Source organism: Amycolatopsis echigonensis (assembly GCF_014174495.1).
Taxonomy (GTDB): Bacteria; Actinomycetota; Actinomycetes; order Mycobacteriales; family Pseudonocardiaceae; genus Amycolatopsis; species Amycolatopsis echigonensis.
Window position 1 is genome coordinate 71,208 of the sequence record NZ_JACJHR010000014.1, and the last position, 26,206, is coordinate 97,413.

The window sequence follows — 26,206 nt, forward strand, 5'->3', positions numbered from 1 at the left end:
AGGTCCCGGCAGGCGACACCTAAGCACCGTGCGCGTCGCCCGCATACCCTTTCCCCAGTGCCGACGCGTTCCCCAGACGAACCATCGCCACCAATGCCCGCGATGTCGTCGCCCCGACTCGAAGCTCCTTCCGCAACGTCTCCGCAGAAATCGGACGCCTGTGCAGTCGCCAGTGCTCAGCATCGGCCCGACGGGCCCGCTCCACCAACTCCCCGTCAAGATCACCAGCGCCCCCGGCCGCGGCCCCCAGCCGCTCCCGGCTGTCCGGCGCCAACGGCTCGCACATCGCCCGCTCCACGCCTTCATCCCGGTGGCCCACAGCGCAAGACCCGGGCAACCACGCTGATCCGGCACCGGTGCTGGCAGCGCTCAACGCCCGAAGCAGGCCGGGGCCAGCCTCAGCCCAGCCGACCAGGAGCAGCGGGCCTACCGAGTCGAACGCTGCTCTGCCCCATTGACCAGCACATACCGGATCAGCGACATTCAACAGCAGAGTCACCACACTCGCGGCCAGCAGCAGGCGACGCGCCGGGCGCAGCACGTCGTCGCCAACGCCCGACAACGCCAGATGCCGCGTACCCACCAGCAACCCAAGGACGGTCAGGTCGACAGCGGGCGCCACCAGCGGGGCCACGAACACTGGAACCTGCAGCTTCAGCGCCAAAGTCAAGACATTCCCGAAGCCGAACGTGAACGTGAGTCCAACGACTGATCCCATGGTGACCGTGACAAACTGCGCCACCGTTCGCGAATTGGCACTCACGACGAACTCCTCGCGGACCTGAGTCCGAAGGTGGCCTCCACCACCAACGTCCCGGCGAGAACCTCCTGGTCAGCCCCGTTCCCATCCTTGGGCAGTCCTGCCGAGGGCACACTTTTTTTCTCCGGCCACAGCATTTTCCGTGCTTCATGGTCATTGTCTCAGGGCTGTCCTGTCTCGGACGGCGACCGCACTCTCCACTGCGCCGAACGGCGGTTGTCTGTCGCTGTGCCACCCGGTACTTCTGTTTTTACAACGTTGTAACGCCGAGTGGAGGCTGGTCGCCCATGCCGCTGAACCGCAGGCACTTCGTCACCGGGGCCGTCGCCACGCTGCTCGCCACGGCGTCCGCCGGGACTGCCGAGGCAGTGGGCGACCGAAGGCGCGGCGGGTTCTACCCGTCCAACGCGGCCCCGCTCGCCCCCGCCGCGTTCCTCCGGCTCCCTCCCGGCGCGGTCCAGCCGAAAGGCTGGCTCGCTGGGCAATTGCGGCTTCAGCTCGACGGTCTCTGCGGCCATTACCCCGAGACCTCGCACTTCCTCGACTTCGACACCACCGGCTGGGTGCATCCCGAACGCAGCGGCTGGGAGGAGCTGCCGTACTGGCTGCGCGGGTACGTCGATCTCGCCATCGTGACCGGGGACAGCACCGCGCTGGCCTCGGCCCGGCGCTGGATCGACGCGGTCATCGCCACCCAGCAGGCCGACGGGTTCTTCGGACCGAGCGAACTGCGCACCCGATTCCGGGGCGGGCCGCACTTCTGGCCGTATCTGCCGATGAGCCAAGCGCTGCGGTCCTGGCAGGAATACACCGGCGACACGCGCATCGTCCCGATGCTGACCCGGTTCTTCCGGTACATGAACGCGCAAAGCACCGACATCTTCGACGCGGACTGGCTGACCATGCGCTGGGGCGACGGCCTGGACAGCATTTTCTGGCTGTACAACCGCACTGGCGACGCGTTCCTCCTCGACCTGGCCGACAAGATCCACCGCTACGGGGCGAACTGGGTCGACAATTTGCCGAGTCTGCACAACGTCAACGTGGCGCAGGGATTCCGCGAACCCGCCCAGTACTCGCTGCGCTCCGGCGACGCGAACCTGGTCCAAGCGACATATCAGGACTATGACCGGATCATGGCGGCCTACGGCCAATTCGCCGGCGGCGGGTTCGCCGGGGACGAGAACGCGCGACCGGGCTTCGGCGATCCGCGACAGGGCTTCGAAACCTGCGGGATCGTCGAGTTCATGGCGAGCCACCAACTGCTCACCCGGCTGACCGGCGACCCGGTGTGGGCCGACCGCTGCGAGGACCTCGCGTTCAATTCGCTGCCCGCCGCGCTCGATCCGGCCGGACGCGCGGTGCATTACATCACCAGCGCGAACAGCATCGACCTCGACAACGTGCCCAAGACCGAAGGCCAATTCCAGAACGGCTTCGCGATGCAGGCCTATCTGCGCGGCGTCGACCAGTACCGCTGCTGCCCGCACAACTACGGCATGGGCTGGCCGTATTTCACCGAAGAACTCTGGCTGGCGACCCCGGACAAGGGGCTCGCGGCGTCGATGTACTCGGCGAGCAGCGTCACGGCGAAGGTCGGCGACGGCACTTCCGTAACCATCGACGAGGACACCACATATCCGTTCTCGGAGACGATCACGTTCACCGTCCGGACGCCGAAGCCGGTGAATTTCCCTTGGCATTTCCGGGTTCCGGCTTGGTGCGCGGCTCCGCGGCTCATCGTGGCGGGCGCACCGGTCACGATTCCGGCCGGGCCTGCGTATGCGAAAGTCCAGCGAGTATGGCGCAACGGCGACGTCGTCACGTTGACCCTGCCGCAGCGAACCTCCGTGCGAACCTGGCACGCGAACCACGATTCCCTGTCGGTCGACCACGGTCCGCTGACGTATTCGCTGCGGGTCGGGGAACAGTACGAGCAGCTCGGTGGTACCGCGCAGTTCCCGGAGTACGCCGTGCACGCGACTACGCCCTGGAATTACGGCCTGGCTGGCGACGCTTCGGCGATGACCTTCGTCGCGACCGGCGGGCCGCTGCCGGACAATCCGTTCACCCCGGACACCGCGCCGGTCCGGATCACCGCGCCGGCCCGGAAAATCGCCGAATGGACCGCGGACGACCAGCATGTCGTTACCCCGCTGCAGTCCTCACCGGCACGCAGCACCGCGGAAGTCGAATCGGTCACGCTGATCCCGATGGGTGCGGCGCGGCTGCGGATCACGTCCTTCCCGACAGCCGCGCCGGACGGTACTCCCTGGTTGCCCGGCGGCGGCGGGGCCGGTTTCCGGATCGTGAATCTCAACTCGGGCAAGGTGCTTGGCGTGGACCGCATGTCCACGGCAGACAGTGCACAGGTCGTGCAATACACCGACAACGGCACCGCTGACCACGTGTGGCACCTGATCGCGAACGGCGACGGCTGGTACCGGATCCGCAACCACAACTCCGGCAAGGTGCTCGGCGTCGATCAGATGTCCACTGCGGACAGCGCACAGGTGGTGCAGTACACGGACAATGGCACCGCGGATCATCTCTGGCGGCTCGTCGACAACGGCGACGGCTGGTTCCGGATCGCGAACCGCAACTCCGGCAAAGTGCTTGGCGTGGACCAGATGTCCACTGCGGACAGCGCCCGAGTGGTCCAGTACACCGACAGCGGGACCGCCGACCATCTGTGGCAGCTGGTGCCGGACGGCCAGGTACGGATCGAGAACCAGAATTCGGCGAAGGTGCTGGGTGTCGACGGGATGTCGACCGCCGACAGCGCCCGGGTCGTCCAATTCGGCGACACCGGCACCGCCGATCACTTGTGGACCTTCGAGGCGGCCGGAGGATGGCTGCGGATCCGCAACGTCAATTCGGGCAAGGTGCTCGGCGTCGATCAGATGTCCACTGCGGACAGCGCGATCGTCGTGCAGTACACGGACAACGGCACCCCGGACCACGACTGGCGGCTGCTCGACGACGGCAGCGGCTGGTTCCGGATCGTGAACCGCAACTCCGGCAAGGTGCTCGGCGTCGACCGGATGTCCACTGCGGACAGTGCCCAAGTCGTGCAGTTCAGCGATAACGGGACCGCGGACCATCGGTGGAGGCTGCGCTAGGCCGGCCGCACGGTCTTTCCACTCTCGGCGACCCGCAGCAAGGCCTTCCCGATCACCGCGGCCTCCTCGTCGCTGACGTGCGCGGAGAAATGCCGTTCGATGCTCCGCAGGTAGACCGGCGCGGTTTTGCGCAGCGCGCGGACGCCCTCGTCGGTGATCACCGCCCAGCTGACCCGCCGGTCGTCCGGCTCCGGACGCTTCGTCACCAGCCCGGCGCGCACCATCTCGTCGACCAAGCGGCTCACCCGCGTCCGGCTGAGCACCACCCGGTCGGCGACCTCCGCCATCCGCAGCCCTTTCTTCCCCTCCGCGTTCAGCTCCAGCAGGACGTCGTACCAGGCCAGGGGCACGGTCCCGCCCCGCTGCACGTCGGTTTCGATGGCTCGCACCGCGGCGCTGTGCGCGAGCAGCATCGCCCGCCACGCCTCCAGGCCGATCTTCGGGTCGCTCACGTCTCCCAGTGTAGGTCATTGCGTGCGGGCGCACCTAACGCATAGAGTGCGTGCGGACGCACTTAAATTCTTCGAGGAGGAACGATGGTCAAACCCATCACCCGCGATGAGGTCAAGCAGCGGATCGACGCCGGCTCGGCGATCGTGGTCGAGGCCCTGCCCGCCGACTACTACGCGAAGGCGCATCTGCCCGGCGCGCTCAACCTGCCGGTCGACGACGTCGAGAAGCTCGCGCCGACCTTGTTGCCGGACAAGGACTCCGCGGTGATCGTCTACTGCGCCGACTCGCCTTGCCAGAACTCGGGCACCGTCGCGAAGCATCTGGCGGAACTCGGCTACACCCAGGTCTTCGACTACGACGAGGGCAAAGCCGACTGGATCGCGGCCGGACTGCCGACCGAATCCGGAAACTGAGCGCCAGAAGGGACTGAAGCAGACCATGACAGACGCAACTCGCGTAGTCGCCGGAACGAAACTTCCCGCCGCGGGGACCTGGAAGGTCGACCCCGGGCACGCCGAGGTCGGGTTCGTGGGCAGACATTTCCTGCTCACCAAGGTCCGCGGCCGGTTCACCGGGGTGGACGCCACACTGGAGATCGGCGAGAAAATCGAAGACACCACCGTGCGCGCGGTCATTGACATGGCCACTGTGGACAGTGGCGATCAGACTCGGGACGAGCATCTCCGTTCCGGCGATTTCTTCGACGTGGAACATCATCCGCGAGCGACGTTCGAATCGGTGTCGGTCACCGCGTCCGGCAGCGAGGCGACCATGGTCGGAAACCTGACCATCAAGGACGTCTCGCATCCGGTCACCCTCGCCGTGGAGTATCTCGGCCACGCGCGCGATCCGTGGGGAAACGATCGCGCGGTGTTCTCCGCCCGCGGCAAGATCAACCGCGAGGAGTGGGGACTGGCCTGGAACATGGTGCTCGAATCAGGTGGTCTGCTCGTCTCCAAGGAAATCGAACTCGTCCTCGAGGTCGAGGCGATCCGCTCCGTCTGATCGGGAAGCGGACCGGCCGGGTCGGCGCGGTGGCCGACCCGGCCGGGCGGGCCGATCAGTTCGCCTCGGTCATCACCGCGGCAGCGAGATCGAACTGCTCCCGTGCCGCCTCCTCCGCGCCCTGAGCCTGCCGACAGGCGCCAAGCCGGTTCCGAACCTCGATCTCCGCCCACGGTGACAACTGGTCGGTCAAACGCGCCGAGCGTTCGCAAGTAATACGAGAGCGCGAGCTCCAGATTCCTGCTCTGCGGTGCCAGCCGCGACAGAGAACTCGACAGCAGCAGCCGGTCGCCGACGCGCTCCGCCAACCGACTGGCTCAGCGTCGGCTCTTAGCGGTCCACTCGTCCCGGGTCAGCTCATACTCGACCTCGCCGTGTTCCGTGCCCGCCAACGGATCGTCGAAGTGCAGGTGGAACGTGCGGACGTACTTCAGCCCGGCCCGCTCCATCACCCGGCGCGACGGGGTGTTCACCGCCATTGCCTGCGCCCACACCCGTTGCGTGCCCAGTTCGGCGAATCCTTTGTGGATCGCCGCCCGGGTGCCCTCCGTCGCGTAGCCGCGGCCCCAGGCTCGCGCCCTCAGCCGATAGCCGAGTTCCAGCTCCGTCGTGCTGCCGTCTTCCGGCGGCTGCAGGGAAATCCACCCGATGAACTCGCCCGTTGCCCGCTCGATCGCCGCCCACCGGCCAGCCGGGCCTTTCTCGTAATCGCCGAGGATGGCGGGCAGCACCTTCTGCTCGATCTCGGCGCGAGGCGTCGGCTCGCCGGTGAGGAACCGCATCACGCGCGGGTCGCTGTCGAGCTGGACCAGGTTCTCGACGTCGGCCTCGGTGAAGCGCCGCAGCAGCAACCGGTCCGTCTCCAGGACCTTCACGCGAGCACCAATCCGGCCGCCGCCGCGATCCGGTCGCGCGATTCCAGCACCCGGTCCCTGAGCTTCGGCAGGTCGACGCCCAGCAACCGGCCGTCCCGCTTGACCGCCCGTCCCCCGACGAAAACGCTGTCCACCAACCCCGGATGCGCCGAAGTGACCACTGTGGACACCGGGTCGTTGACCGGGAACACCGACAGGTCCTCCGCGTCGATGAGCACCAGATCCGCGTCCTTTCCGACGCTGATGCTGCCCGCCCGGCCTTCCCGTCCGCAGGTCCGCGCTCCGTCCAGAGTGGCGAACTCGAGCAGATCGCGCGCGACGAGTCCGCCGTCCAGACCGCGCTGCGCGGCGAACGCGGTACGCATGGCCGAAAACATGTCACCCCCAGCGGACGGACAGTCGTCAATGGACAACGACGGCCGGATCCCGGCAGCCAGCAGCCGTCCCGTTTCCGGCCACCCGAACCCCATCTTCAGCTCGACGTCCGGGCTGACCGTCACCGAACAGCCCGCGTCCGCGAGGATCGCCAGCTGTGCGTCGGTGAAGCCGTTGCCGTGAACTATCGTCGTCCGGTCGTCAAGCAGGTTTCGTTCGTGCATCTCGGGAATCGAATCGCACACCGCGCCGTGAGCGTGCATGCTCACCCGGAGCCCGAGTTCCCGCGCCAGCGCGACGTCGGCGGCCGTGGTGTCCATTGTGGTCAACATCGGCCCGCGCAATCCGAACGTCATTTCGTCGGCGGGCAGCCGCTTCCGCACCCGGCTCACGTCTTCGGGTTCCGTTGCGCAGTAACAGAAGATCGACCTTCCCGAGGACTCCTGGAGCGCGTCGATCGCCGCGTCGGCGTTCTCCGGCCGGTCGGAGCAGTGGAACCAGTCGAGCAGGGTCGTCACACCCGAGTTCAGCGCTTCGAGACGGCCCAGGAGGTTGCCGAGGTACACGTCCTCCGGCTGGTAGTGCGGCCGGAGCACGCCGTGCATGGCGTCGCGATACTCGGCGAACGTCCAGTCCGCGCCGATCCCCCGGAACGCCGTCTGCCAGGTGTGCCGGTGGGTGTCGACGAACCCGGGCAGGACGATCTTGCCCGTCGCGTCCACGATTTCGGCTTCGGCCTGGATCGCCGCGCCGACCGCCGCGATCCGGCCGTCCTCGATCAGCACGTCTCCGCGCCGGAGATCCCCCACCGCCGGATCAAGGCTGACGACGGTCCCGTTCTTGAGCAATGTCCGCATGAACCCTCCCAGAAGTTGATACATCAACTCTAGGCCCGTTGGAGTTGATGAGTCAACTCTCCAGGTACGCTCTCTGCCCATGACGCCCGATGACTGGGAGCTGTGGAACGCCTGGGTGCGCGCGCAACGCCTGCTCACCCGCGAACTGGATCGTGGACTGCAACGCGAGTGCGGCATCTCGAAGGCCGAGTTCAGCGTCCTCGTGACCCTGTGGCGCATCCCCCGCCACGAGGCGCGCGTCGCCGACCTGGTCGAATCCCTCGGCTGGGAGAAGAGCCGCGTCTCGCACCAGCTGACCAGGATGGAGGCGCGCGATCTGGTCACCCCGACCCGCAGCGGCCCCAGCGGGCGGCGGACCGGGATCAGCCTCACCGCGCACGGCCGTTCGGTCATTCAGGAGGCTTTGGTGGTCCACGGCGCCAACATTCGCCGCCACTTCCTGGACACGCTGAGCCCCTCGCAGCTCGAGGCCATCCGATCGTGGGCCGACGAGACCATCGCGCGCGCCGAGCCAGCCGAGTGAGCGGACGCGCCCGGGTGTGAGAAGCCGGTCTGCGGCCGGCGCAGAACTCCGGCCGCGGACCGGCGGGCTAGCCGGCGACCTGCAGGATCCAGGTGACCCCGAAGCGATCCCGGAGCATGCCGAACGCCGGGGCCCACTGCGACGGGCCGAACGGCTCGATCACCGTCGCGTCCTCGGACAGTTTCTTCCAGAACTCGCCGACCTCGTCGACGGAATCGCCGTCGACGGGCAGGAAGAACTTCTCCGTGGTGATCGTCATCCCGTTCTCTCGCGTGGTTTCGCCGACCGGCGCGGCGGCGGCCCCGCCGGGGACGTCGTAGGCCATCACCTGGAACCCGTTTTCGCCGACGACCTGGCCGAACACCACGTGATCCGCGCCGGGCGCGTCCTTGGGCATGCCGAAGTCGCCGTACGTGGTGATCCGGATATCCCCGCCGAACACCGACCGGTAAAACTCGAGTGCCTCCCTGGCCTCGCCCCGGAAGTTCAAGTGGGCGACGGCGTGCACTGCCATGATTTCGACTCCTCGATTCCCGCGCCGGACTCTTTCCCGCGCTGGAAACGAGGTTCGCAGCAGTAGCGGTCAGGGAGTGACCGCTATTTCCGGCATGATCGAAACCATGCGCAAGGTGACCGACGACGAGCGACGAGACCGGATCGGGCTGCGGCACGCACTGGCGAGCGCCGCGGCCTGTGTGGAGGACGCCGTCCGCGCGGTCACGTGTTTGCACGCCACTGAGTCCAGCAGCATCTACTTGTCCGCGTACGCTCGGTCCCGCGCCGACCGAGTGTCCATTTCGGACGCTTTGTTCGGCCGACGGACTGTGGTGCGGCAGTTGGCCATGCGCCGGACCGTCTTCGCGTTCCCGGTCGATTTGCTCGCCGCCGCGAGAGGAAGCGCCTCCGCCAGGGTGGTTCGCCAGCTGACCGCGCGGCTGGCCAAAGACGCCGAGCTCGCCGGGATCGACAACGGTCCGGCGTGGGTCGCTGACCGGTGCGCCGAGGCGCTAGCAGCGATCCGTGAAGCACCCGGGACCACGGCGCAGCTGCGCGCTCGCCTTCCCGAGCTGAACACACGGATCGCCGCCGAGGGACGGCCCACCGAGCTCGCCCCGGTGGGATCCCGGGTGCTTTCCGTGCTCGCGGCGACCGGTTCGGTGGTTCGCGGGGACAACGCTGGGCGCTGGCAGGTGTCGCGTCCAGTGTGGACGGCTGTCGAGCAGTGGCTCGGCGAGGATCCGGGCGTCCTGGACGAACGGGAGGGCTACCGGGAGCTGGTGCGGCGGTGGCTGTGGTCGTTCGGGCCGGGGACCGAGGACGACCTCGGGTGGTGGCTCGGCGCGACGAAAACCGCGGTCCGCCGGGCGCTGGACGACGTCGGTGCGACGCCCGCCCTGCTGGAGGACGGAACGCCGGCGTGGCTGCATCCCGACGATGAAGAGCAGGTCCGGCTCGACGAGGACTGGGCGGCGCTTCTCCCGACCCTCGACCCGACGACGATGGGCTGGCGCAGCCGCGACTTCTACCTCGGCGACCACGGACCGCACCTCTTCGACGGCGCGGGCAACGCCGGTCCGACCGCGTGGTGGAACGGCCGGATCGTCGGGACCTGGACTCAGCAGCCGGACGGGACGGTGCGGGTCGTGCCGATCGAGCCGCTGTCTCTCGCTGCCGCGGCGGCGTTGGAAGAAGAAGCGGCAAAGCTGACCGCCTGGTTCGACGGCGAGGTGGTCGCCACGGGTTATGTGCCGCCCATCGTCCGCGGCCGGGCAAGCCGAGGGTCCGGATGACCGACGTCGTGCTGCCGCCGCGAATCCGGCCGGGCGACCAGGTCCGGCTCGCCGATCTCAACGACGCCTACCGCGATCCCGGCGTGCGCGCGGTCATCGCCACTCGCGGCGGGGCCGGGGCGTACCGGATCGCCGACGGGGCAGCGGTCTCGTTTCCCGGGACCGCCACCGGGAATCGGGCCGGTCGCGAAGCTCGACGGGGACACGCTCACCGTCGGGCCCGCGGTCAGCTAGGACCCCCAGCTCAGGTGCCGGTAGTGCAGGCCGTTCTTCGACTCCTGCCATTCGCCGACCGCGTCCGGCTCCCGGCCGATCTCCGGCGCGTAGACGTCGCCCTCGAAGGGCTCGCGCAGTTCGGTCACTTCGATCCGGTCGGCGAACGGCAGCGACTCCTGGTAGATCCGCGCGCCGCCGATCACCCAGACGTCGCCGTCGGCGGCCGCAAACGCTTGCTCCAGGCTGGGGAACGTTTCCGCGCCTTCCTGCGGCGTGCGGGACACCACCAGGTTCCGCCGCCCCGGAAGCGGCCGGACGCGCTCCGGCAGCGACTCCCACGTGCGCCGTCCCATGAGCACCGTCGCGCCCGCGGTCACGGTGCGGAAGTGCTTCATGTCCTCTGGGATGTGCCACGGCAAGGCGTTGTCGCGGCCGATGACGCGGTTCGCCGCCTGCGCCCAGATGAGTCCGATCATCAGACGGCCACCGGAGCCTTGATTCCGGGGTGCGGGTCGTAGCCCTCCAGCGAGATGTCCTCGTAGCGGTAGTCGAACAGGCTCTCCGCCGGTTTCAGACTCAGCGACGGGAACGGCCGCGCGTCCCGGGAAAGCTGCTTGCGCACCTGCTCGACGTGGTTGTCGTAGATGTGGCAGTCCCCGCCGGTCCAGATGAAATCGCCGACGCGCAGGCCGACCTGATCGGCGATCATGTGCGTCAGCAGGGCGTAGCTCGCGATGTTGAACGGCACGCCGAGGAACAGGTCCGCGCTGCGCTGGTACAGCTGGCAGGACAGTTCGCCGTCGGCGACGTAGAACTGGAAGAACGCGTGGCACGGCGGCAGCGCCATCCGCGGGATGTCCGCGACGTTCCAGGCCGACACGATGATCCGCCGCGAATCCGGGTTCTCGCGCAGCGTGCGCAGGACCTCGCTGATCTGGTCGATGTGCCCGCCGTCGGGCGTCGGCCAGGACCGCCACTGCACGCCGTACACCGGGCCGAGGTCGCCGTCCGGGGCCGCCCATTCGTCCCAGATCGTGACGCCGTGGTCACGCAGCCAGGTGACGTTCGAATCTCCGCGCAGGAACCACAGCAATTCGTAGGCGATGGACCGGAAGTGCACCTTTTTCGTGGTGATCAGCGGGAACCCGTCGGCCAGCCGGTAGCGCAGCTGGTGCCCGAAAATCGACCGCGTGCCCGTACCGGTGCGGTCCCCCTTGCGGGCCCCGGCGTCGAGCACGTGCTGAAGCAGGTCTTCGTACTGCGTGTCCGGCATGCCTGCCGATGTTAGTCGAGGCGGCGCCGTGTCAGCGGGATGTCAGCCGCCGCGGTGACGCTGGTCGCACCACCACCGGAGAGGGGACCCGAAGATGACCCGCCCGCCCGGCCTGCCGCTCGACCGCGACGCAGGCCCGTTCGCCCCGCCGTCCGCCATCACCCGGCTGCGGGAGACCCGGCCGGTGAGCCCGCTGAAGTTCCCGGACGGGCACAACGGCTGGCTGGTCACCGGCTACGCCGAGGTCCGCCAGGCGCTCGCCGATCCGCGGTTCAGCTCGCGCCAGGACCTCGGCCCGGTGCACGTGCCCTACGAAACGCCGAGCATGCCCGAGGCGCAGGAAGAGTTCGACCCGTCGCCGCAGGTGCCCGGCCTGTTCCTCACGATGGATCCGCCGGACCACACCCGGTTGCGCCGGAAGCTCACCGGCACGTTCACCGTCAACCGGATGAAACGGCTCGAGGAGCACATCGTCGAAATCGCCGAACAGCAGCTCGATCACCTCGCCGCCTGCCCGAAGCCGGTCGATCTGGTCGCCGAATTCGCGCTTCCGGTGCCGTCGCTGGTGATCTGCGAAATGCTCGGCGTCCCGTATGCGGACCGGGACATGTTCCAGAAGAACTCCGCGCAAATCATGCTCCGCGACCAGAGCATCGAAGACAAAATGGCCGCGTGGACGGCGATGACGTCGTATCTCGGGAAACTGGCGGCCGGCAAGCACGCCGACCCCGGCTCGGACATCCTGTCCGAGCTGGCCCGCGACGACGATCTCAGCCTCGAGGAACTGGTCGGGATCGGGTTCCTGCTGCTGCTCGCCGGGCATGAAACGACGGCGAACATGCTGGCGCTCGGCACTTTCGCGCTGCTGGAAAACCCGGAGCAGCTGGCCGCGCTGCGCGCCGATCCGGACCTGATTCCCGACGCGGTCGAGGAATTGCTGCGGTATCTCGCGGTGGTCGACGTCCTGTTCCGTTACGCGTCCGAAGACCTCGAACTCGGCGGCGAAAAGATCCCCAAGGGGTCGACCGTGCTCGTTTCGATGCTGGCCGCCAACCGCGATCCTTCGCATTTCCCCGAGGGCGACACGCTCGACGTCGAGCGGAAAGCGCGCACGCATTTGTCGTTCGGCCACGGGGTGCACCAATGCCTCGGCCAGCAGCTCGCCCGGATCGAAATGCGCGCCGGGTTCGCCGGACTGCTGCGCCGCTTCCCGACGCTCGCGCTCGCGATCCCGGCGAGCGAGGTGCCGCTGCGGACCGGCATGAACATCTACGGCGTCCATGAGTTGCCCGTGACCTGGTGACGCACATCCGTCAACGGATCAGTTGACGGATTTCGACGTCAACCTATACGTTGACGGACATGACGGACTCCGTGCAGGCGATGGCCACCCGGTACTTCCGGCACCGCGACAACCCCTTCCTCAGCGAACTGGTGCGCGCGGCGAGATCCGGGCGCCACCCCGGCGAAGACCTCAGCGCCGACGACGCGGCGGGGGCGTTGCACCTGGTCCCGGAGGTCCGGCACGACCTGGACCGCGCCGAGGTCACGCTGATCGAAGCGGTTCTCGACCGCGGCTGGACCTGGGAACAGCTGGGGGCCGAGTACGGCAACCGGTCCAAACAGGCGATGCAGCAGCACTACCGGCGGCGCGGCGGGAAACGTTCCTGGCCGGGCAAGGAACGCCCGCCGCGCGCCGAGTCGCAGCACCGCCTGACCGACGAAGACCTGGACCCGGCCGACGTGGCGAAGGTGCGCGAGGCGATCAGCGCCCTGCTCGCCACGGCGCACGACGTCGCCGAAACCCACACCGTCGACGGGGAGTGGACCGCGGGCGAACCGATCCTGGAGGAGATCTCGACGGTCGGGCTGGATCCGTTGCCCCGCCTGGAAGTCGCGTGCCGCACCGCGGCCAAGGCGATCGAGGACATGGTCGTGGCGGGCTGGGAACGCCGCGATCCCGGCCGGTCGGAGCGGCGCCGGCAGTCGTGGACGGTACGACTGGACGACGAGATGCGGGACCTGGCGTCCTGGCTCGACCGGGAACCGCAAGGGCGGCCTCTCCCCCGCGTCGACCGTCCGCTGATCGTCGGGACGACCACCGCCGAACGGGCGGACCACGTCGAGATCGCGGCCGAGGACGTCGAACAGGTGCAGGAGGCGATCAGCCTGACGCTCGCCCGGCTCGAAGCCCACCGCGCCGTGGTCGACCAGGTCATCGACGAACTGCGGCGGCGACAGGCCGAATTGTCCTGAGCGCAGCGGTTCAACGGGTGTGAATGCGCTGTGAATATTGCGAATTACCTGTCGCCGCGGTGAGCGAAACCGCGGCGGTGCCAGTCATTTTCCCGCGAAAGCGGCTGTGAACACTCACACCGCGTGCCGGAGCCGTTGCTCTGCGGGAGCGGGCGAGCACACAGTGATGCTCGGCCGGGTCGACCCCGGCGAGCTCCCTTCCCCGTCTGGCACAAGGAGATTCGATGGATTACCGACCCGCCCGGAGAACAGTCCGGATCACGGTGGCGACCGGGGCAGCCGCGCTTGCCGTGGCGCTGCTGCCGGGTACCGCGCTGGCCCAGTCGACCAATGACGCGCACCAGCCGAACGGCCTCGTCAAGACCGCCACGCACACCCAGGTGCGCGAGATCCGGCCGGTCGGCGCCCGCGCCGCGTACGCGCTGCCCGCGGCGAAGCAGCTCGACTACACCCAGCAGGTGCAGCAAAACGACCAATGGTGCTGGGCCGCGGACGGCTCCAGCATCGAGCAGTCGCAGGGCGGCACCGCATCGCAGGAGGAATTCTGCGCGGCCGGCAAGGGCACCCAGGTCGGCTACTGCCCGAACGAGGGCGGGCAGATCTCGGAGATCGTGCAGGGCTTCCAGGGCACCGGATTCTCCGCGGAGAGCGCGAACGGGCCGATCAGCTACTCGTCGATCCAGAACCAGGTCAACTCCGGGATCCTGAACCTGACCGGCATCTACTGGACCTCCGGCGGCGGCCACGCCGAGGTGATCTACGGATACGACAGCTCGAACAACTCGATCATGATCGGCGACCCGTGGCCGAGCTACCAGCGGTACCAGACCTGGGACTACAACCAGTACCAGAGCAACGCCCAGTTCACCTGGAACGACACCATCGTCAACATCAGGAAGGGCTGACCGGCCGCCATGGGTGAGATCTGCCGGAGGTTCGCCGCCGGCGCGGCGATCGCGGTCGCGGCGCTCCTGTCCGCCGGTCCCGCCGAGGCCGCCGGGGCCTCGTGGGTCGCGCCGCCGTCGGAGCAGGACGTCGCGGCCGCGGTCAAAGCCGCGGAAACCGCACGCGCGATCAGCTTCGCCAAGTCGAACTTCCGGCAGGCCGGCCACGCCGACCCGGGCCGGATCACGGTGGGGCACAAGGGAATCCCGGTCTACACGCTCAATCCCGACTTCGTCACGGCGAAACCGGGCGCACCGGCCGGCGTGCTGCGGGCAATCGCGGTGACGGCCACCGCGGCCACGGGAGCGAAGGCCACCCTCCGCGCCGCGCCCGACCACTCCGCGCCGAGCGGCTGGTCGGTCGGGAACGTGTTGTCCGGCAACGACGAGGAGACGCTCAGCGCCCGGCTGCGCCCGGGTTCGGTGCTGTTGAACGAACCGCAGATCAACGGGTGGTACGACCTCGGCCGCGACGGCGTCGTGCTGTTGCAGGCCAGCCTTCCGCAGTCGCCGGTCGGCCAGTTCACCCCGATCGCCGAATACCAGCAGCAGGTGCGTTCCCGGTATGCCAACAAACTGCCCGGGTCGGATTACCAGCACACCGGCGGGATCGGGTTCAAGCAGACCGTTCTCCAGCAGCGCGACTCCGGGCCGCCCGGTTCGCTGACCGCCGGGCTGATCGTGTTCGGCTCCGCGGTGGCCCTCGGCGGCGGATTCCTGGTGTGGCGCTGGACGAAACGCCGGATCACTCCCAAATGAGATCGACCCCGGCGATGCCCACGCCGAGTTCCTCGAAGTAGGCGCTCACCGTGTTCCCCGGCCCGCAGAACAGCGGCTCGCGGACCAGCAGCTCCAGGTCCTCCCGAGGCCGGATGGTCCGCAGGCAGCGCGCGGGCAGCGCGGCCGGGTGGAAGCGCAGCCGTAGCAGGTACGCCGACATGCGGGAGCGCACGACCCGGTGGAAATTCCCCGGCCGGACCGAGGCGGCGGGACGCAGCGTGAACCCGAACGTGTGCGTCTCCCCCTCGGCGAGGCCCCGGTCGAAGAGCAGCTCGAACACCATCCCCGCCGACCGCGCGCTGCGCCGCACCCGCCCGACCCGGCAGCCGTCGACCGCGACGATCTCCGTCGCCATAACGTCGCTGCCGTCCTCGTCCTGGTGCGTCACCAGGAAACTGTCCGGGCCGGATCTTCGCGCCCGCACCACCATGGTCGACGAAATCTCCTCGGTCCGCCCTTGCGCACCGAGGGTGAGCACGTCGACCACCGTCGCGACGTCGAGGTCCGCGTTCTCCTCGCTGCCGGGCATTCCGCTCAGCTCGTCGCGCAGGGCGAACGTCTCGGCCCAGCTCTGCTGGAGTTCCGGCAGCGACGGACGGCGGTCGGCGTCCGCGCTCCGGTGCGGCCCGATCAGCACGACCAGACTGTCCGGCGGCAGGTTCAGCACCGACTCCAGAGCGCGCACGACATCGAGCGACCGGGGCGCGGACGGACTGCGCAGGCCGCGCTGCCAGTAGCTGAGCGTGGACTCGGCGACCGAAACCCCGTGCGCGGCGAGGTGCGCGCGGAGCCGCGAAAGGGACAACCCGCGCCGGTCGACGGCCTCGGACAACGCACGGTGAAACGGGCCGGACCGGACTGTTCGCGCCGACCACCGGACCGCCAAGCTCTGCTGCTGCATCTGGCTTCCCCTGCTCGTGCCGAATAGCTGTTCAGCATGAGCAGTTCGTGACCGGGCAACAACCGCCCATGGTCGAGAATCGGGCAAATCATCCCGCCCTGGGGAGGCTCAGCTACCCCTGAGATCCCGCCAGACGGCGCAGCTGCTCGTCGGCCAGCCGGTCGAAGAGCAGCGTCCGCAGGTCTTCAAGCCGCGAAGTAATCCGTCGCGAACTCCGTCAGCCGCTGCGCCGCCGCGGACAGATAGGTGTCCGCACGCCACACCACCGACAACGTCCGAGAGCAATCCGGGACATCCAGCCGCAGCCCGACCGCCGCCTCGCTCTTGACGGACTGCCGGGCAACGTCCGGCACCAAACCGATTCCCAGCCCGCTCGCGATCAGTTGACCGGTCGCGCCGGGTTCGTCGCTCTCACAGGAGTAGTTCGGCTCCAGTCCGGCCTCGGCGAAGAGGCGGTCGGCGAGGGCGCGCGGCCAGTAGCCAGGACGGGTGGTCACCATCGGCTCGTCCGCGAGATCCGCCATCCGCACGCGCTTGCGCCGCGCCAGCCGGTGCGTGCTGGGCACGGCGAGCAGCACCTCCTCACGCAGCAGTTCCCGCGTTTTCAGGCCGGGCTGCAGCAGCGGTTGCGAAGCGAAGCACAGGTCGACCTCGCCCGCGCACAGCTGCTGCGCCATGGTTTCCGCCGACGATTGGTACAGCCGCAACTCGACGCCGGGGTACTCCGCGCGGAAGGCGCTCATCAGGCCGGTGAGCGTGAGCAGGGTTTCCGACGCGACCGCGACCCGGCCGTGGTCCAGACCAGCCAGGTCGACGAGTTCCTGGCGGGCGTCGTCGAGTTCGCGCAGCGCCCGGTCGACGCGGCGCAGGAACGTGGCGCCGAAGTGGTTGAGCCGCAGCCCCCGCCCGGCCCGTTCGAACAGCGGCACGCCGAGATCCGCCTCCAGCCGCGCGATCGCCCGGCTCAGCGACGGCTGGGCGATCCGCAGGTCGGCCGCCGCCTGGCTGAGGTGGCCGCGGTGGGCGACCGCCTGGAAGTAGCGCAGCTGCAGCAGGTCCATCCCATAGCTCCGAGATCATGAATGCATGGCGAATTTGGTCTTGGACGGCATGAGAACTTCAGCTTAGCGTCTGTTCGGGGGAAGACTTACGCGCACAAGGGGGAAGCGGTGGCCGAAGCGGTCCTGACACGCGGGCGGACGTTGCTGGTGGTGCTGCGGGTTTTCGTGACGGTGCACGCCGTCGCGATCCTGGGCCAGCCGGTGTTCGCCGGACGGTATCTGATCGGCGATTACGGCATGCTGGCGATGCACGAACTCGGCGCGAACATCGTGTCGACGGTCGCGTTGGCGCAGCTCGTGCCTGCCGCGCTGTACTGGTGGCGCGGCGGCGTCCAGTGGCCCTTCTGGGCGAGCCTGCTGCTCGCCGGCGGCGAAACCGCGCAGTACTTCGCGGGGCAAGCAGGTGCGCTTGACCTGCACATTCCGCTCGGCGTCGCACTGGTCGCGATCGCGCTCGGGGTGCTGTTCGGCATCTGGCGGACCGGGGCGCGGCGATGAGCGGGATGTCGCGCCGCCGGTTTCTCGGGCTGGCCGGTGGTGCGGGAGTGGTGCTCACCGCCGGGTTCGTCACCCCTCGGTTGTTGCGGCCGGCCGCCACCACCGGTCAACTGCTGACCAGCGAAGTGCCACTGCCGCAACCGTTTCAGGTGCCGTTGCCGCTGCCGCCGGTGCTGAAACCGGTGTCCCGGGACGGCGGCGTCGATCGATACGAGATCGTGCAACGGGCGAGCACCGCCGAAATCCTGCCTGGGCTGCGCACACCGATTTGGGGCTACGAAGGCATTTTCCCCGGACCGACAATCGAATCACGCAGCGGCCGGACCACGATAGTCCGGCATCGCAACGAACTTCCGGTACCGACTGTCGTGCACCTGCACGGCGGACGCACGCCACCGGAGTCCGACGGATACGCCACCGACCTCGTCCTGCCCGCCGACGGCCGGTATCTCGCCAGCGCCGGGCACGGGCATTCGGGAATGGCCGACCCCGACGCCGTGGTCACCACCGGCACCCGCGAGTACACGTACCCGTTGCGGCAGAAGGCCGCGATGCTCTGGTACCACGACCACCGGATGGATTTCACCGGTCCGGCCGTGTATCGCGGACTCGCCGGATTGCACATCGTCCGCGACGCCGAGGAAGACGCCCTGCCGCTGCCGCGCGGTGAGCGGGAACTGCCGCTGATGATCACCGATCGCGCGTTCGCCGAGGACGGGTCGATGCGGTACCCGTCGCTGGATCCGTCCTTGCGGATCGTGCCGGGGGTCGAAGATGCTTACGCGGCAGGAGTTCTCGGCGACGTGCTGTTGGTGAACGGCGCGCCGTGGCCGGTCGCGGAAGTGTCAGCGACCCGGTACCGGCTGCGCTTCCTCAACGGTTCCAACGCCCGCCGCTACGACCTCGCGCTCACCCCACCGCCGCCGAGCGGACCCTCGTTCACGCAGATCGGCTCGGATCAGGGCTTGCTCGACGCCCCGCGCGCACACGAGCATCTGCCGATCGCACCCGCCGAACGGTACGACACGGTGGTCGATTTCGGGGCCTATCCACTCGGCACCGAGGTCACGTTGGTCAACCGTCTTGGCACCGGGTCCACCGCGCAGGTAATGCGTTTCCGGGTCACCCGGCGAGCGAACGACGACAGTCATGTCCCGGCCAAACTGTCCGAAGTGGAGCGGCTTGACCGTGCACAAGCGACGGTGACGCGCGAGTTCGCGTTCCGAAGTGGACAGTTCAACGGCAGGCACGGCTGGACCATCGGCGGCGAAGCATTCACCCCGACCAAGGTCGCGGCCCAGCCGAAGCTCGGCGACGTCGAGATCTGGCGGTTCGTCGCCGACCTGCACCATCCGATCCACCTGCATCTGGTGCACTTCCAGGTGCTTTCCCGCGGTGGCAAGGATCCCGCGCCGCACGACGTCGGCCGAAAGGACACTGTGGACCTTCAGCCTGGGGAAGCGGTCGAGGTGATCGCGCGGTTCGACGGCTACCGGGGACGGTACATGTTCCATTGCCACAACGCCGAACACGAGGACATGGGGATGATGGCCACGTTCAAGACCGTTTAGCCGGCGCGCGGCGAAGGTAGCGCGGTGCGCGCGGGGCTGGTCCCGGAATGCTCAGCGCGGCGAAGCGGCCCATGAATGCCACCCGGTCGTGCGGCAATCATCAACATTGGACTCGCGTCCAGTGCTATGGTGCAACTGCGGTTACAAGCACTAACGTTCGATTGGCTCCTTCACTGGATGCTGGGCTGCCGAGGTACCGCAGGCACTACCGCGTTTCGGCAGCGCGGGGGATCGACCATGCCCGCCGAACCACGGATCCTCGGCTGAAGCGGAGGGGACGCGGCGCTGCCGCCGGGAACGACTGGTCTGTGAGCTGACCTGAGCGCATTGCCCGAACGCGTGGCGATCATCGCCCACGATCCCATCAGCGGCGGGGGCGCCGCCGCGTATCTGCGCGGCACGCCCGGCTACGCAGTGCTGGCTCCCGGCGAGGTTCCGCGTGCGGACATCCTGCTCGTGATCGTGCCGGAGCTCCGGGAGAAAACCCTGGCCGACCTGGCGCGGATCCGCCGGACGGCGCTGATTCCAGACGTGCGCACGGTGCTGGTCGCGGACCGGATCAAGGAAGCCGAACTGAGCAGGCTCGGCGGATTCGGCCTGTCCGCAGTGCTGCACCGAGGTTCCGCGACGCGCGAGAACATCCTCGACGCACTGGCCGCTCGGGTGCCGGCGGCCGAACCGGAGGACGTCCGCGCGACCAGGTTGACGAACGAGTTCCACGCCAGTGAGGGCGAGGCCCATCATCAGCACGCTGCTGGTGCGGTTCGACCTGCGGAACCGCTCGCACGCGGTCGCGTACGCGCTGAGGACCGGCATCATCTGAGCCTTTAGACCGGGCGGTTCCGGAGTGCGCAGGTGACCGCGTGCGTCACGTCGACCGATACCAGCCCGGCCGCGCCGCCTCGTCGGTCTTCACGGAAAAGATCAGGCACGGCCAGCTGTACCGCCGGTGGTCCCGCGATACTGGAGCGGACGAAAGGACGCCGATGGCACGGACGGGACGCCGCCCTGGGCAGACCGAGACGCGGGAGGCCATTCTGGCCGCCGCGCGCGACCTGTTCGGCCGGAACGGGTACGAGGGCGCGACGATCCGCGCGATCGCCGCCGAGGCGGGCGTGAATCCCGCGCTCGTGCACCATTTCTTCGGCAGCAAGGACCAGGTCTTCGCGACCGCGCTGCACCTCCCGGCCGACCCCGGTGCCGTGGTTGCCGCCATCCTCGACGGCCCGCGGCCGCAGGTCGGCGAACGCCTTGTCCGGCTGTTCCTGACACTCTGGGAAACCCCGGCTTCCCGCGACGCGTTCTTCGGCGTGCTGCGTTCGGTGTCCACCACCGAACAGGCCGCGGACATGCTGCGCGGCTTCATCCAGGGCGCGCTGCTGGACAAGATCGCCGACGCGCTCGACATCCCGCCCCTGCGGGTCACCGGCATCGCCGCCCAGTTGGTCGGTCTGGCCATGGTCCGCTACGTCGTCCAGGTCGACCCCCTCGCCCGAGCCTCGCACGAGGACGTCGTCGCGTTGATCGCCCCCGCGGTACAGCAGTACGTCGACCGCGCCTGACCACCCGCCCCAGGCGCCACCCCGCACCGCTCCCGTGCTTGACAGGGAAATTCCGCGCGCGCAGAATTAAACACATGACTAATTCCGCGGTGGTCATTGACGGCCTGCGCGTCGTCCGGGGTGGCCGGGAGGTGCTGCGCGACGTGAGTTTCCGCGTCGAGCCCGGGTCGGTCACCGGGCTGCTCGGGCCGAGCGGCTGCGGGAAGACCACGTTGATGCGCGCTGTCGTAGGCGTGCAGGTGACCCACGGCGGCACGGTCACGGTGCTCGGCGAACCCGCCGGAAGCCGTCGGCTGCGCAGACGGATCGGGTACGCCACGCAGGCGCCGGCGGTCTACGCCGACCTCACGGTCACCGAATCCCTGCGCTACTTCGCCTCCGTGCTGGGCGCGCCGTCCCGGTCGATTGCCGAGGCGATCGAGCAGGTCGGTCTCGGTTCGCACGCCGACGCACTGGTCGGCCGCCTCTCGGGCGGCCAGCGCAGCCGGGCGAGTCTCGCTGTCGCACTGCTCGGCAAACCCGAACTGCTCGTGCTCGACGAGCCGACCGTCGGACTGGATCCGTTGCTGCGCGAGCATTTGTGGAATGTCTTCCATCGCCTCGCCGCGGACGGCACCACGCTTCTGGTGTCCAGCCACGTCATGGACGAGGCCGCCCGCTGCACCCGGTTGCTGCTGATGCGCGACGGCGCGCTGCTCGCCGACGATTCGCCGGACGCCCTGCGCGCGGCCACCGGCGAACAAGACCTCGAACGCGCGTTCCTGCACCTGGTGAAGGCCCAGCGATGACTGTCTCGATCACCCTCGCCACCACTCGCCGCATCCTCGCCCAGCTGCGGCACGACCCGCGCACCGTCGTGATGCTCGTGCTCGTGCCGACGCTGCTGATGTTGTTGCTGCGCTTCGTGTTCAACTCGGCCGAGGTCTTCAGCCGGATCGCGCCCGCGCTGCTCGGCGTGTTCCCGTTCGTGATCATGTTCCTGATCGCCTCGATCACGACCCTGCGCGAACGCACCGCGGGCACCCTGGAACGGCTGATGACGATGCCGCTCGGGAAATTCGACCTGCTCGCCGGGTACGCACTGGCGTTCGGCCTGGTCGCGGTGCTGCAGGTGGCGGTCGCGACGGCGGTCAGCCTGTGGTGGCTCGGACTGTCGGTGGCCGGTTCGGTGTGGTCGCTGCTGCTGATCACCGTGCTCGACGCGTTGCTCGGCATGGCGCTGGGCCTGTTCGTGAGCGCGTTCGCGACGAGCGAGTTCCAGGCCGTGCAGTTCATGCCGTTGTTCGTGCTGCCGCAAACGTTGCTGTGCGGGCTTTTCCAGCCTCGCGACCAGATGAGCTGGGTGCTGCACTGGCTGTCGGACGTGATGCCGCTGTCTTATGCCGTCGAAGCGCTGACCCAGGTGACGCACAGCGCGGATTGGACGACGACGTTGACCCGCAACATCCTCGTCGTGCTCGGCTGCGCGGTGCTGGCGTTGGGTCTCGGAGCGGCGACGCTGCGCCGTCGTACGCCTTAAAGCCGCCTCGCCGCGGCCTCGTAAGCCGCGCGGTTGCGGTTGAGCCACTTCGCGAAGTACTGGTCGGACTGGGCGTACACGTATCCCGGCGGGACGAACAACACGGCGAAGACCACGAAGGTACCGACCCCGGCAATCGCCAGCTTCAGCACAGCGTCCGGCGCGTGGCTGGACATAAAGGACAGTCCACATACGACAGCGGCCAAGGCGCCCATTCCCGCTGCGGCGAAGAAAGCCCCGCGCACGTTCCCCGGCGTACGGCCGGCGGGCGGACGAGAATCCGGGTTCATCGCCCGTTCGGTCGCGGGCCTGCCACGCCAGATCAAGACCCCGCCGAGCCACAGCACCGCGAAGAAGGCCCCGCCGCCCGCCAGGCTGAAACCTCCCGCGGCGGAGTGCGCCAGCACCCCGGCCAAGAGCCCGCTGACGCCGAAGAGTCCGGCGAGGCTGGCCGTCATCACCCGGTAAACCCGCCGCATGGTGACGATCGCCCGCAGCCGCGCGGTGTAGTCGCGCAGCCGTTGTTCGGGAGTGTCGGCGACCGCGCGGACCTCGTATCCGCTCACGGTTTCCCGGCCAAACCGGCCGCGCGGAGCCGCTCCGTCTCGCGGACGTCGATGCTCGTGCGAACCCCGTTCGTCACCGTGACGTCGCCGTTGAGCACTCCGAGCGCGATGATCACGAAGCCGAGCGTGCGGATCAGCATCGCCCAGCCCGCCTTCCCGAGCGCGATCCGGCCGCCGTCGCGGAGCCGGACGAGACGGATCCCGTTGAACAACGCGCCGAGTCCGCGGCCGTTGCCGTAGAACCAGCCGTAGAGCAGCGGCAGCACGAACAGGCCCGCCACGCCGATCAGGCTCGCCCCGACCGCGGCGTCGACGGCGGTCGATGTGAAGTAGTACGCCACCGCCGCGGCCACGGAGAGACCGGTGACCAGCAGGAAGTCGACCAGCCAGGCCCAGATCGTGGACGCGGTGCGCGCCTCGACGTACAGGTCGCCGTTCTCGAACGCGCGAATCCGCGCCGCCCCGCCCTTGCCGAGGACGGGTTCGGCCTGCGTACGGAGGCGGGCCAGGACGTCTTGCTCAGTCTTCACGCCACCCACGACGCCGCTCGTGCGCCGAAGGTTCCCCTGGCGGGCGCACCTCACCCGGGCTCAGGCGAAACTGTAATCCTCCAGCGGGAACCGCGCCGCCTCCCGATGCGCGCTGATCGTCGACGTCGGCCGCAGCAGGGTCGCCTCGCCGTGCTGGTTGAAGTAGTAGCTGTTGGCCGTCGCGCACTGGCCGAGCGCGAACACCGAGTGCCCGACCTTGTGCTTCATCCGGTCGAGGAACTCGTCGTTCGCCCGCTGGGTCACCTCGAAGGTGTCCGCACCGCGGGCGCGCATCCCCTTGAACAGCCGGTCGAGGTGCTTCATCTGGCATTCGATGGTCGTGAAGTACGACAGGCCGCTGTAGGAATACGGGCTGTTGAGCGAAACCAGGTTCGGGAACCCGGGCACGGTGACGCCCTCGTAGGCCTGGAACCGGTTGTCGCGCCACCACTTCCCGAGGTTCTTGCCGTCCCGGCCGATGATCTCGATCGCCGGGAAGTTCGTGTCCCACAGGTTGAAGCCGGTGGCCAGCACGAGCGTGTCGATCTCGGTGCGCTTGCCGTCCGCGGTCACGATCCCGGTCTCGTCGATCCGCTCGATGCTGGTGGTTTCGAGGTGCACGTGCGGACGGGTGAAGGCCGGGAAGTAGTCGTTGGAGAACGTCGGCCGTTTGCAGCCGAAGGAATAGTCGGGAGTGAGCTTGCGGCGCAGTTCGGGGTCGCGGACCTGGCGGTACAGGTGCGCGCGGCACCAGCGTTCGGCGATCCGGTTGGCTCCGCGGAACTGCCGGTACTGCACGACGCCGGAGATCATCATCAGCTCCAGCACCGAACTGCCCGCCAGCCGCACCGCGCGCTGCACCAGCGGAAGCTTCGCGAACGCCTGCTGCAGCGGCTTCGGCACGGCGTAGTCCGGCTTCGGGCTGACCCAGATCGGCGTGCGCTGGTAGACCGTCAGCTCCGCGGCGACCTTGGCGATCTCCGGGATGAGCTGGACAGCCGTAGCGCCGGTGCCGATGACCGCGGCACGTTTGCCGGCGAGGTCGTAGCTGTCGTCCCACGCGGTGGTGTGGATGACCTTGCCCGCGAACTTCTCGATGCCCTCGATGTCCGGCATCTTCGGCTGCGACAGGAACCCGGTGGCGGTGAGCAGGTACTTAGCGGTGACCGTCTCGCCGCCTTCGATGCTGACCCGCCAGCAGGAGCCGTCCCAGGTCGCGCCGGTCACCACGGTGCGGAACCGCATCGAGCCGCGCAGGCCGTATTTGTCCGCGACGTGCTCGGCGTACTTCTTCAGCTCCGCGCCCGGCGCGAACAGGCGCGACCAGTAGGGATTGGGTTCGAACGAGTAGGAGTAGGTGGACGACGGGATGTCGACGGCCAGCCCCGGGTACCGATTCACGTGCCAGGTCCCGCCGAGGTCGTCCTCGCGGTCGAGAATCAGCAGGTCGCGGTAGCCAAGGCGGCGGAGCTGGATGGCCGCCCCCATGCCGCCGAAGCCCGCGCCGACGATGATTGCGTCGTACTGCGCGTCCATGTCCGACCTCTCGTCCGGAACTACTTGTCAGTAACGGAACGGTATGTCACTCCGGCGACCTTGGCAATACACTGCAGTGCGTGACAGCCGAGTCCCAGGAAAGCGCCCGCACCACGCGCGCCGAGCGCAAGAAGCAGGAACTGCGCCGCGAGATCATCGACGCGGCGTTCGACTGCTTCGCCGACCTCGGCTACCACGCCACCGGCATCTCCGACATCGCCACGAAGCTCGGCATCGGGCACGGCACCTTCTACCGCTACTTCCAGAACAAGCGCGACATCGTCGACCACGTCATCGACGACCTGGTCGCCCGCATCGTCACCGCGCTCACCGCGGAGAACGCGCCGGACGCGGTGTCTACTTTGGACGCCTACCGCGAGCAGACCGCCCGGATCGGCGACGCGCTGGCGCAGATCTTCGGCGAGGACCCGCGCGTGCCGCGGCTGCTGCTGTTCGAAGCCGCCGGTATCGACAAAGCGATGGCGGCGCGGGTGCTGGACTTCTTCGAACTGGCCACGGAGCTGACCGCGGCGTATCTGTCGCACGGCGTGGAACTCGGGTACCTGCGCGCGGATCTCGACATCGAGAACAGCGCGCGGGCGATCAACGGGATGATCCTGGCGTCGGCGATCGCCTCGCTGCGCAACCCGGATCCCGACGACCAGCGCCGGCTGAGCGAGGCCGTGCGGCGGATGATGTACGACGGGATCGCGGCCAGGCGAGACTGACGGCGGTCAGGGTCGCTGTCCTCCGCGGACATCTGTGACAGCTCAGAGGCGACGAGACAAGTAGGTGCTGTTCGGGTCGTCCCGGTAGCTTCCGAACGGTGCGCACGGGGTGAAGCCCGCTCGCAGGTACAAAGCGCGGGCCGGGGCGAAGAACTCCATGCTGCCGGTCTCCAGGGAGATACGTTCGATGCCGCGGTCTTTGGCGTCCTGGAGCAGGTGATCCAGGAGCCTGCGGGCGATGCCTTCCCCGCGGCGGGCGGGGTCGGTGCGCATGCTTTTGAGTTCCTCGTGCCGCGGTTCCAGTGCCGCCAGGGCTGCGGTGCCGACGATGCACTGGTCGTCCTGGACGGTCCAGAGCCGGACCTCGGGACGCTGGAGCGCGGCCAGGTCGAGGGCGTGCCTGCTCTCCGCGGGGGCGGTCGGTGCGAGGTCGTCCAAGTGCGCCTGGAGGAAGGCCCGGAGTTGCGGGTTCGCGAAGTCGGCTCGGTCGATCAGCAACGGCATG

30 protein-coding genes and 1 pseudogene are annotated in these 26,206 nt (G+C 68.5%); 17 read left to right on the top strand and 14 right to left on the bottom strand.

The genetic code is table 11. The features are described 5' to 3' along the window. Positions 1 to 19: 19 nt before the first annotated feature. Positions 20 to 763 carry a hypothetical protein gene (locus tag H5411_RS12615; protein ID WP_081655249.1) on the bottom strand — a complete coding sequence of 248 codons (744 nt, stop codon included), beginning with the start codon at positions 761 to 763 and terminating at the stop codon, positions 20 to 22. Between the two features lie 284 nt (positions 764 to 1,047). Here H5411_RS12615 and H5411_RS12620 point away from each other — a divergent pair, with 284 nt between their 5' ends. After that, positions 1,048 to 3,882 carry an RICIN domain-containing protein gene (locus tag H5411_RS12620; RefSeq protein WP_183123839.1) on the top strand — a complete coding sequence of 945 codons (2,835 nt, stop codon included), beginning with the start codon at positions 1,048 to 1,050 and terminating at the stop codon, positions 3,880 to 3,882. On the opposite strand, the gene H5411_RS12625 is transcribed toward H5411_RS12620, so the two are convergent. Beyond that, on the bottom strand, positions 3,879 to 4,334 hold the full coding sequence (locus H5411_RS12625; RefSeq protein ID WP_183123840.1) for a MarR family winged helix-turn-helix transcriptional regulator: 456 nt from the start codon (positions 4,332 to 4,334) through the stop codon (positions 3,879 to 3,881). The genes H5411_RS12620 and H5411_RS12625 overlap by 4 nt on opposite strands. Before the next feature lie 84 nt (positions 4,335 to 4,418). Here H5411_RS12625 and H5411_RS12630 point away from each other — a divergent pair, with 84 nt between their 5' ends. Continuing rightward, positions 4,419 to 4,748: a rhodanese-like domain-containing protein gene (locus H5411_RS12630; protein ID WP_183123841.1), complete on the top strand. Its 330-nt coding sequence runs from the start codon at positions 4,419 to 4,421 to the stop codon at positions 4,746 to 4,748. Between the two features lie 25 nt (positions 4,749 to 4,773). Then, positions 4,774 to 5,340, top strand: coding sequence for a YceI family protein (locus tag H5411_RS12635; protein ID WP_183123842.1), 567 nt, complete (start codon positions 4,774 to 4,776; stop codon positions 5,338 to 5,340). Between the two features lie 55 nt (positions 5,341 to 5,395). Here H5411_RS12635 and H5411_RS12640 read toward each other — a convergent pair whose 3' ends face one another. The 3 genes from H5411_RS12640 to H5411_RS12650 form a co-directional block, all read right to left on the bottom strand. Beyond that, complete coding sequence (locus H5411_RS12640; protein WP_183123843.1) at positions 5,396 to 5,533, bottom strand: hypothetical protein; 138 nt, start codon at positions 5,531 to 5,533, stop codon at positions 5,396 to 5,398. Positions 5,534 to 5,657: 124 nt separating this feature from the next. Next, on the bottom strand, positions 5,658 to 6,215 hold the full coding sequence (locus H5411_RS12645) for a GNAT family N-acetyltransferase (protein ID WP_183123844.1): 558 nt from the start codon (positions 6,213 to 6,215) through the stop codon (positions 5,658 to 5,660). Next, the gene (locus H5411_RS12650; protein WP_183123845.1) at positions 6,212 to 7,447 is read right to left on the bottom strand and encodes an amidohydrolase family protein; all 1,236 of its coding nucleotides are present in this window, start codon (positions 7,445 to 7,447) and stop codon (positions 6,212 to 6,214) included. The genes H5411_RS12645 and H5411_RS12650 overlap by 4 nt, the downstream gene beginning before the upstream one ends. A 79-nt stretch (positions 7,448 to 7,526) precedes the next feature. Between H5411_RS12650 and H5411_RS12655 the strand changes: the two genes are divergently transcribed. Then, a complete protein-coding gene (locus tag H5411_RS12655; protein ID WP_183123846.1) occupies positions 7,527 to 7,970 on the top strand; it encodes a MarR family winged helix-turn-helix transcriptional regulator in 444 nt (147 codons plus the stop codon). A gap of 67 nt (positions 7,971 to 8,037) precedes the next feature. Here H5411_RS12655 and H5411_RS12660 read toward each other — a convergent pair whose 3' ends face one another. Continuing rightward, the gene (locus H5411_RS12660) at positions 8,038 to 8,484 is read right to left on the bottom strand and encodes a VOC family protein (RefSeq protein WP_183123847.1); all 447 of its coding nucleotides are present in this window, start codon (positions 8,482 to 8,484) and stop codon (positions 8,038 to 8,040) included. Between the two features lie 76 nt (positions 8,485 to 8,560). Between H5411_RS12660 and H5411_RS12665 the strand changes: the two genes are divergently transcribed. After that, complete coding sequence (locus H5411_RS12665; RefSeq protein ID WP_220816845.1) at positions 8,561 to 9,760, top strand: winged helix DNA-binding domain-containing protein; 1,200 nt, start codon at positions 8,561 to 8,563, stop codon at positions 9,758 to 9,760. Further along, positions 9,757 to 9,885, top strand: a pseudogene (locus H5411_RS12670) (LD-carboxypeptidase); the annotation flags it as partial. The gene H5411_RS12665 and the pseudogene H5411_RS12670, both read left to right, overlap by 4 nt. A 105-nt stretch (positions 9,886 to 9,990) precedes the next feature. On the opposite strand, the gene H5411_RS12675 reads toward H5411_RS12670, so the two are convergent. Both H5411_RS12675 and H5411_RS12680 read right to left on the bottom strand, forming a co-directional pair. Further along, positions 9,991 to 10,452, bottom strand: a complete 462-nt coding sequence (locus tag H5411_RS12675; protein WP_183123848.1) for a dihydrofolate reductase — start codon at positions 10,450 to 10,452, stop codon at positions 9,991 to 9,993. Beyond that, the gene (locus H5411_RS12680) at positions 10,452 to 11,249 is read right to left on the bottom strand and encodes a thymidylate synthase (protein ID WP_183123849.1); all 798 of its coding nucleotides are present in this window, start codon (positions 11,247 to 11,249) and stop codon (positions 10,452 to 10,454) included. Before H5411_RS12680 ends, H5411_RS12675 begins: the two co-directional genes overlap by 1 nt. 94 nt (positions 11,250 to 11,343) lie before the next feature. Here H5411_RS12680 and H5411_RS12685 point away from each other — a divergent pair, with 94 nt between their 5' ends. From H5411_RS12685 to H5411_RS12700, 4 genes are all read left to right on the top strand, one after another. Continuing rightward, a complete protein-coding gene (locus H5411_RS12685; protein ID WP_183123850.1) occupies positions 11,344 to 12,552 on the top strand; it encodes a cytochrome P450 in 1,209 nt (402 codons plus the stop codon). A gap of 59 nt (positions 12,553 to 12,611) precedes the next feature. Beyond that, positions 12,612 to 13,505, top strand: coding sequence for a hypothetical protein (locus tag H5411_RS12690; RefSeq protein WP_183123851.1), 894 nt, complete (start codon positions 12,612 to 12,614; stop codon positions 13,503 to 13,505). Between the two features lie 224 nt (positions 13,506 to 13,729). Beyond that, positions 13,730 to 14,410: a papain-like cysteine protease family protein gene (locus H5411_RS12695; RefSeq protein WP_183123852.1), complete on the top strand. Its 681-nt coding sequence runs from the start codon at positions 13,730 to 13,732 to the stop codon at positions 14,408 to 14,410. Between the two features lie 9 nt (positions 14,411 to 14,419). Beyond that, entirely contained in the window at positions 14,420 to 15,208 is a 789-nt protein-coding gene (locus tag H5411_RS12700) for a hypothetical protein (protein WP_183123853.1), read from the top strand. On the opposite strand, the gene H5411_RS12705 is transcribed toward H5411_RS12700, so the two are convergent. Together H5411_RS12705 and H5411_RS12710 are read right to left on the bottom strand one after the other, a co-directional pair. Further along, a complete protein-coding gene (locus H5411_RS12705) occupies positions 15,195 to 16,130 on the bottom strand; it encodes a helix-turn-helix domain-containing protein (RefSeq protein ID WP_183123854.1) in 936 nt (311 codons plus the stop codon). The genes H5411_RS12700 and H5411_RS12705 overlap by 14 nt on opposite strands. A gap of 185 nt (positions 16,131 to 16,315) precedes the next feature. Further along, on the bottom strand, positions 16,316 to 17,191 hold the full coding sequence (locus H5411_RS12710; RefSeq protein WP_183123855.1) for a LysR family transcriptional regulator: 876 nt from the start codon (positions 17,189 to 17,191) through the stop codon (positions 16,316 to 16,318). A gap of 108 nt (positions 17,192 to 17,299) precedes the next feature. On the opposite strand from H5411_RS12710, the gene H5411_RS12715 reads away from it, so the two are divergent. The 6 genes from H5411_RS12715 (at position 17,300) to H5411_RS12740 (ending at position 22,341) form a co-directional block, all read left to right on the top strand. Then, positions 17,300 to 17,689: a hypothetical protein gene (locus tag H5411_RS12715; protein WP_101437964.1), complete on the top strand. Its 390-nt coding sequence runs from the start codon at positions 17,300 to 17,302 to the stop codon at positions 17,687 to 17,689. Further along, positions 17,686 to 19,260, top strand: a complete 1,575-nt coding sequence (locus tag H5411_RS12720; protein WP_101437963.1) for a multicopper oxidase family protein — start codon at positions 17,686 to 17,688, stop codon at positions 19,258 to 19,260. The genes H5411_RS12715 and H5411_RS12720 overlap by 4 nt, the downstream gene beginning before the upstream one ends. Before the next feature lie 327 nt (positions 19,261 to 19,587). Next, on the top strand, positions 19,588 to 20,091 hold the full coding sequence (locus tag H5411_RS12725) for a hypothetical protein (RefSeq protein WP_101437962.1): 504 nt from the start codon (positions 19,588 to 19,590) through the stop codon (positions 20,089 to 20,091). A gap of 155 nt (positions 20,092 to 20,246) precedes the next feature. Next, positions 20,247 to 20,822: a TetR/AcrR family transcriptional regulator gene (locus H5411_RS12730; RefSeq protein ID WP_183123856.1), complete on the top strand. Its 576-nt coding sequence runs from the start codon at positions 20,247 to 20,249 to the stop codon at positions 20,820 to 20,822. 74 nt (positions 20,823 to 20,896) lie between these two features. Then, positions 20,897 to 21,610, top strand: coding sequence for an ABC transporter ATP-binding protein (locus H5411_RS12735; protein ID WP_101437961.1), 714 nt, complete (start codon positions 20,897 to 20,899; stop codon positions 21,608 to 21,610). Further along, entirely contained in the window at positions 21,607 to 22,341 is a 735-nt protein-coding gene (locus tag H5411_RS12740; protein ID WP_101437960.1) for an ABC transporter permease, read from the top strand. Before H5411_RS12735 ends, H5411_RS12740 begins: the two co-directional genes overlap by 4 nt. On the opposite strand, the gene H5411_RS12745 is transcribed toward H5411_RS12740, so the two are convergent. The 3 genes from H5411_RS12745 to H5411_RS12755 are packed head-to-tail and all read right to left on the bottom strand — an operon-like array spanning position 22,338 to position 24,973. Continuing rightward, positions 22,338 to 22,907: a hypothetical protein gene (locus H5411_RS12745; RefSeq protein WP_183123857.1), complete on the bottom strand. Its 570-nt coding sequence runs from the start codon at positions 22,905 to 22,907 to the stop codon at positions 22,338 to 22,340. The two genes, H5411_RS12740 and H5411_RS12745, sit on opposite strands and share 4 nt — an antisense overlap. Beyond that, positions 22,904 to 23,437 carry an RDD family protein gene (locus H5411_RS12750; protein WP_312878178.1) on the bottom strand — a complete coding sequence of 178 codons (534 nt, stop codon included), beginning with the start codon at positions 23,435 to 23,437 and terminating at the stop codon, positions 22,904 to 22,906. Before H5411_RS12750 ends, H5411_RS12745 begins: the two co-directional genes overlap by 4 nt. Positions 23,438 to 23,497: 60 nt before the next feature. After that, a complete protein-coding gene (locus H5411_RS12755) occupies positions 23,498 to 24,973 on the bottom strand; it encodes a flavin-containing monooxygenase (RefSeq protein ID WP_183123859.1) in 1,476 nt (491 codons plus the stop codon). An 80-nt stretch (positions 24,974 to 25,053) separates the two neighbouring features. On the opposite strand from H5411_RS12755, the gene H5411_RS12760 reads away from it, so the two are divergent. Continuing rightward, on the top strand, positions 25,054 to 25,701 hold the full coding sequence (locus H5411_RS12760; RefSeq protein WP_101437956.1) for a TetR/AcrR family transcriptional regulator: 648 nt from the start codon (positions 25,054 to 25,056) through the stop codon (positions 25,699 to 25,701). 42 nt (positions 25,702 to 25,743) lie between these two features. Here the strand turns inward: H5411_RS12760 and H5411_RS12765 are convergent, their stop codons facing one another. After that, positions 25,744 to 26,205, bottom strand: coding sequence for a GNAT family N-acetyltransferase (locus H5411_RS12765; protein ID WP_183123860.1), 462 nt, complete (start codon positions 26,203 to 26,205; stop codon positions 25,744 to 25,746). Between the last annotated feature and the right edge of the window lies 1 nt (position 26,206).

Bases quoted from the DNA above. Each gene is read 5' to 3' on its own strand.
- H5411_RS12620 (WP_183123839.1), top strand. From the start codon at position 1,048: ATGCCGCTGAACCGCAGGCACTTCGTCACCGGGGCCGTCGCCACGCTG.
- H5411_RS12630 (WP_183123841.1), top strand. From the start codon at position 4,419: ATGGTCAAACCCATCACCCGCGATGAGGTCAAGCAGCGGATCGACGCC.
- H5411_RS12635 (WP_183123842.1), top strand. From the start codon at position 4,774: ATGACAGACGCAACTCGCGTAGTCGCCGGAACGAAACTTCCCGCCGCG.
- H5411_RS12650 (WP_183123845.1), bottom strand. From the start codon at position 7,447: ATGCGGACATTGCTCAAGAACGGGACCGTCGTCAGCCTTGATCCGGCG.
- H5411_RS12655 (WP_183123846.1), top strand. From the start codon at position 7,527: ATGACGCCCGATGACTGGGAGCTGTGGAACGCCTGGGTGCGCGCGCAA.
- H5411_RS12660 (WP_183123847.1), bottom strand. From the start codon at position 8,484: ATGGCAGTGCACGCCGTCGCCCACTTGAACTTCCGGGGCGAGGCCAGG.
- H5411_RS12675 (WP_183123848.1), bottom strand. From the start codon at position 10,452: ATGATCGGACTCATCTGGGCGCAGGCGGCGAACCGCGTCATCGGCCGC.
- H5411_RS12680 (WP_183123849.1), bottom strand. From the start codon at position 11,249: ATGCCGGACACGCAGTACGAAGACCTGCTTCAGCACGTGCTCGACGCC.
- H5411_RS12685 (WP_183123850.1), top strand. From the start codon at position 11,344: ATGACCCGCCCGCCCGGCCTGCCGCTCGACCGCGACGCAGGCCCGTTC.
- H5411_RS12690 (WP_183123851.1), top strand. From the start codon at position 12,612: ATGACGGACTCCGTGCAGGCGATGGCCACCCGGTACTTCCGGCACCGC.
- H5411_RS12695 (WP_183123852.1), top strand. From the start codon at position 13,730: ATGGATTACCGACCCGCCCGGAGAACAGTCCGGATCACGGTGGCGACC.
- H5411_RS12700 (WP_183123853.1), top strand. From the start codon at position 14,420: ATGGGTGAGATCTGCCGGAGGTTCGCCGCCGGCGCGGCGATCGCGGTC.
- H5411_RS12705 (WP_183123854.1), bottom strand. From the start codon at position 16,130: ATGCAGCAGCAGAGCTTGGCGGTCCGGTGGTCGGCGCGAACAGTCCGG.
- H5411_RS12710 (WP_183123855.1), bottom strand. From the start codon at position 17,191: ATGGACCTGCTGCAGCTGCGCTACTTCCAGGCGGTCGCCCACCGCGGC.
- H5411_RS12720 (WP_101437963.1), top strand. From the start codon at position 17,686: ATGAGCGGGATGTCGCGCCGCCGGTTTCTCGGGCTGGCCGGTGGTGCG.
- H5411_RS12730 (WP_183123856.1), top strand. From the start codon at position 20,247: ATGGCACGGACGGGACGCCGCCCTGGGCAGACCGAGACGCGGGAGGCC.
- H5411_RS12735 (WP_101437961.1), top strand. From the start codon at position 20,897: ATGACTAATTCCGCGGTGGTCATTGACGGCCTGCGCGTCGTCCGGGGT.
- H5411_RS12740 (WP_101437960.1), top strand. From the start codon at position 21,607: ATGACTGTCTCGATCACCCTCGCCACCACTCGCCGCATCCTCGCCCAG.
- H5411_RS12755 (WP_183123859.1), bottom strand. From the start codon at position 24,973: ATGGACGCGCAGTACGACGCAATCATCGTCGGCGCGGGCTTCGGCGGC.
- H5411_RS12765 (WP_183123860.1), bottom strand. From the start codon at position 26,205: ATGCCGTTGCTGATCGACCGAGCCGACTTCGCGAACCCGCAACTCCGG.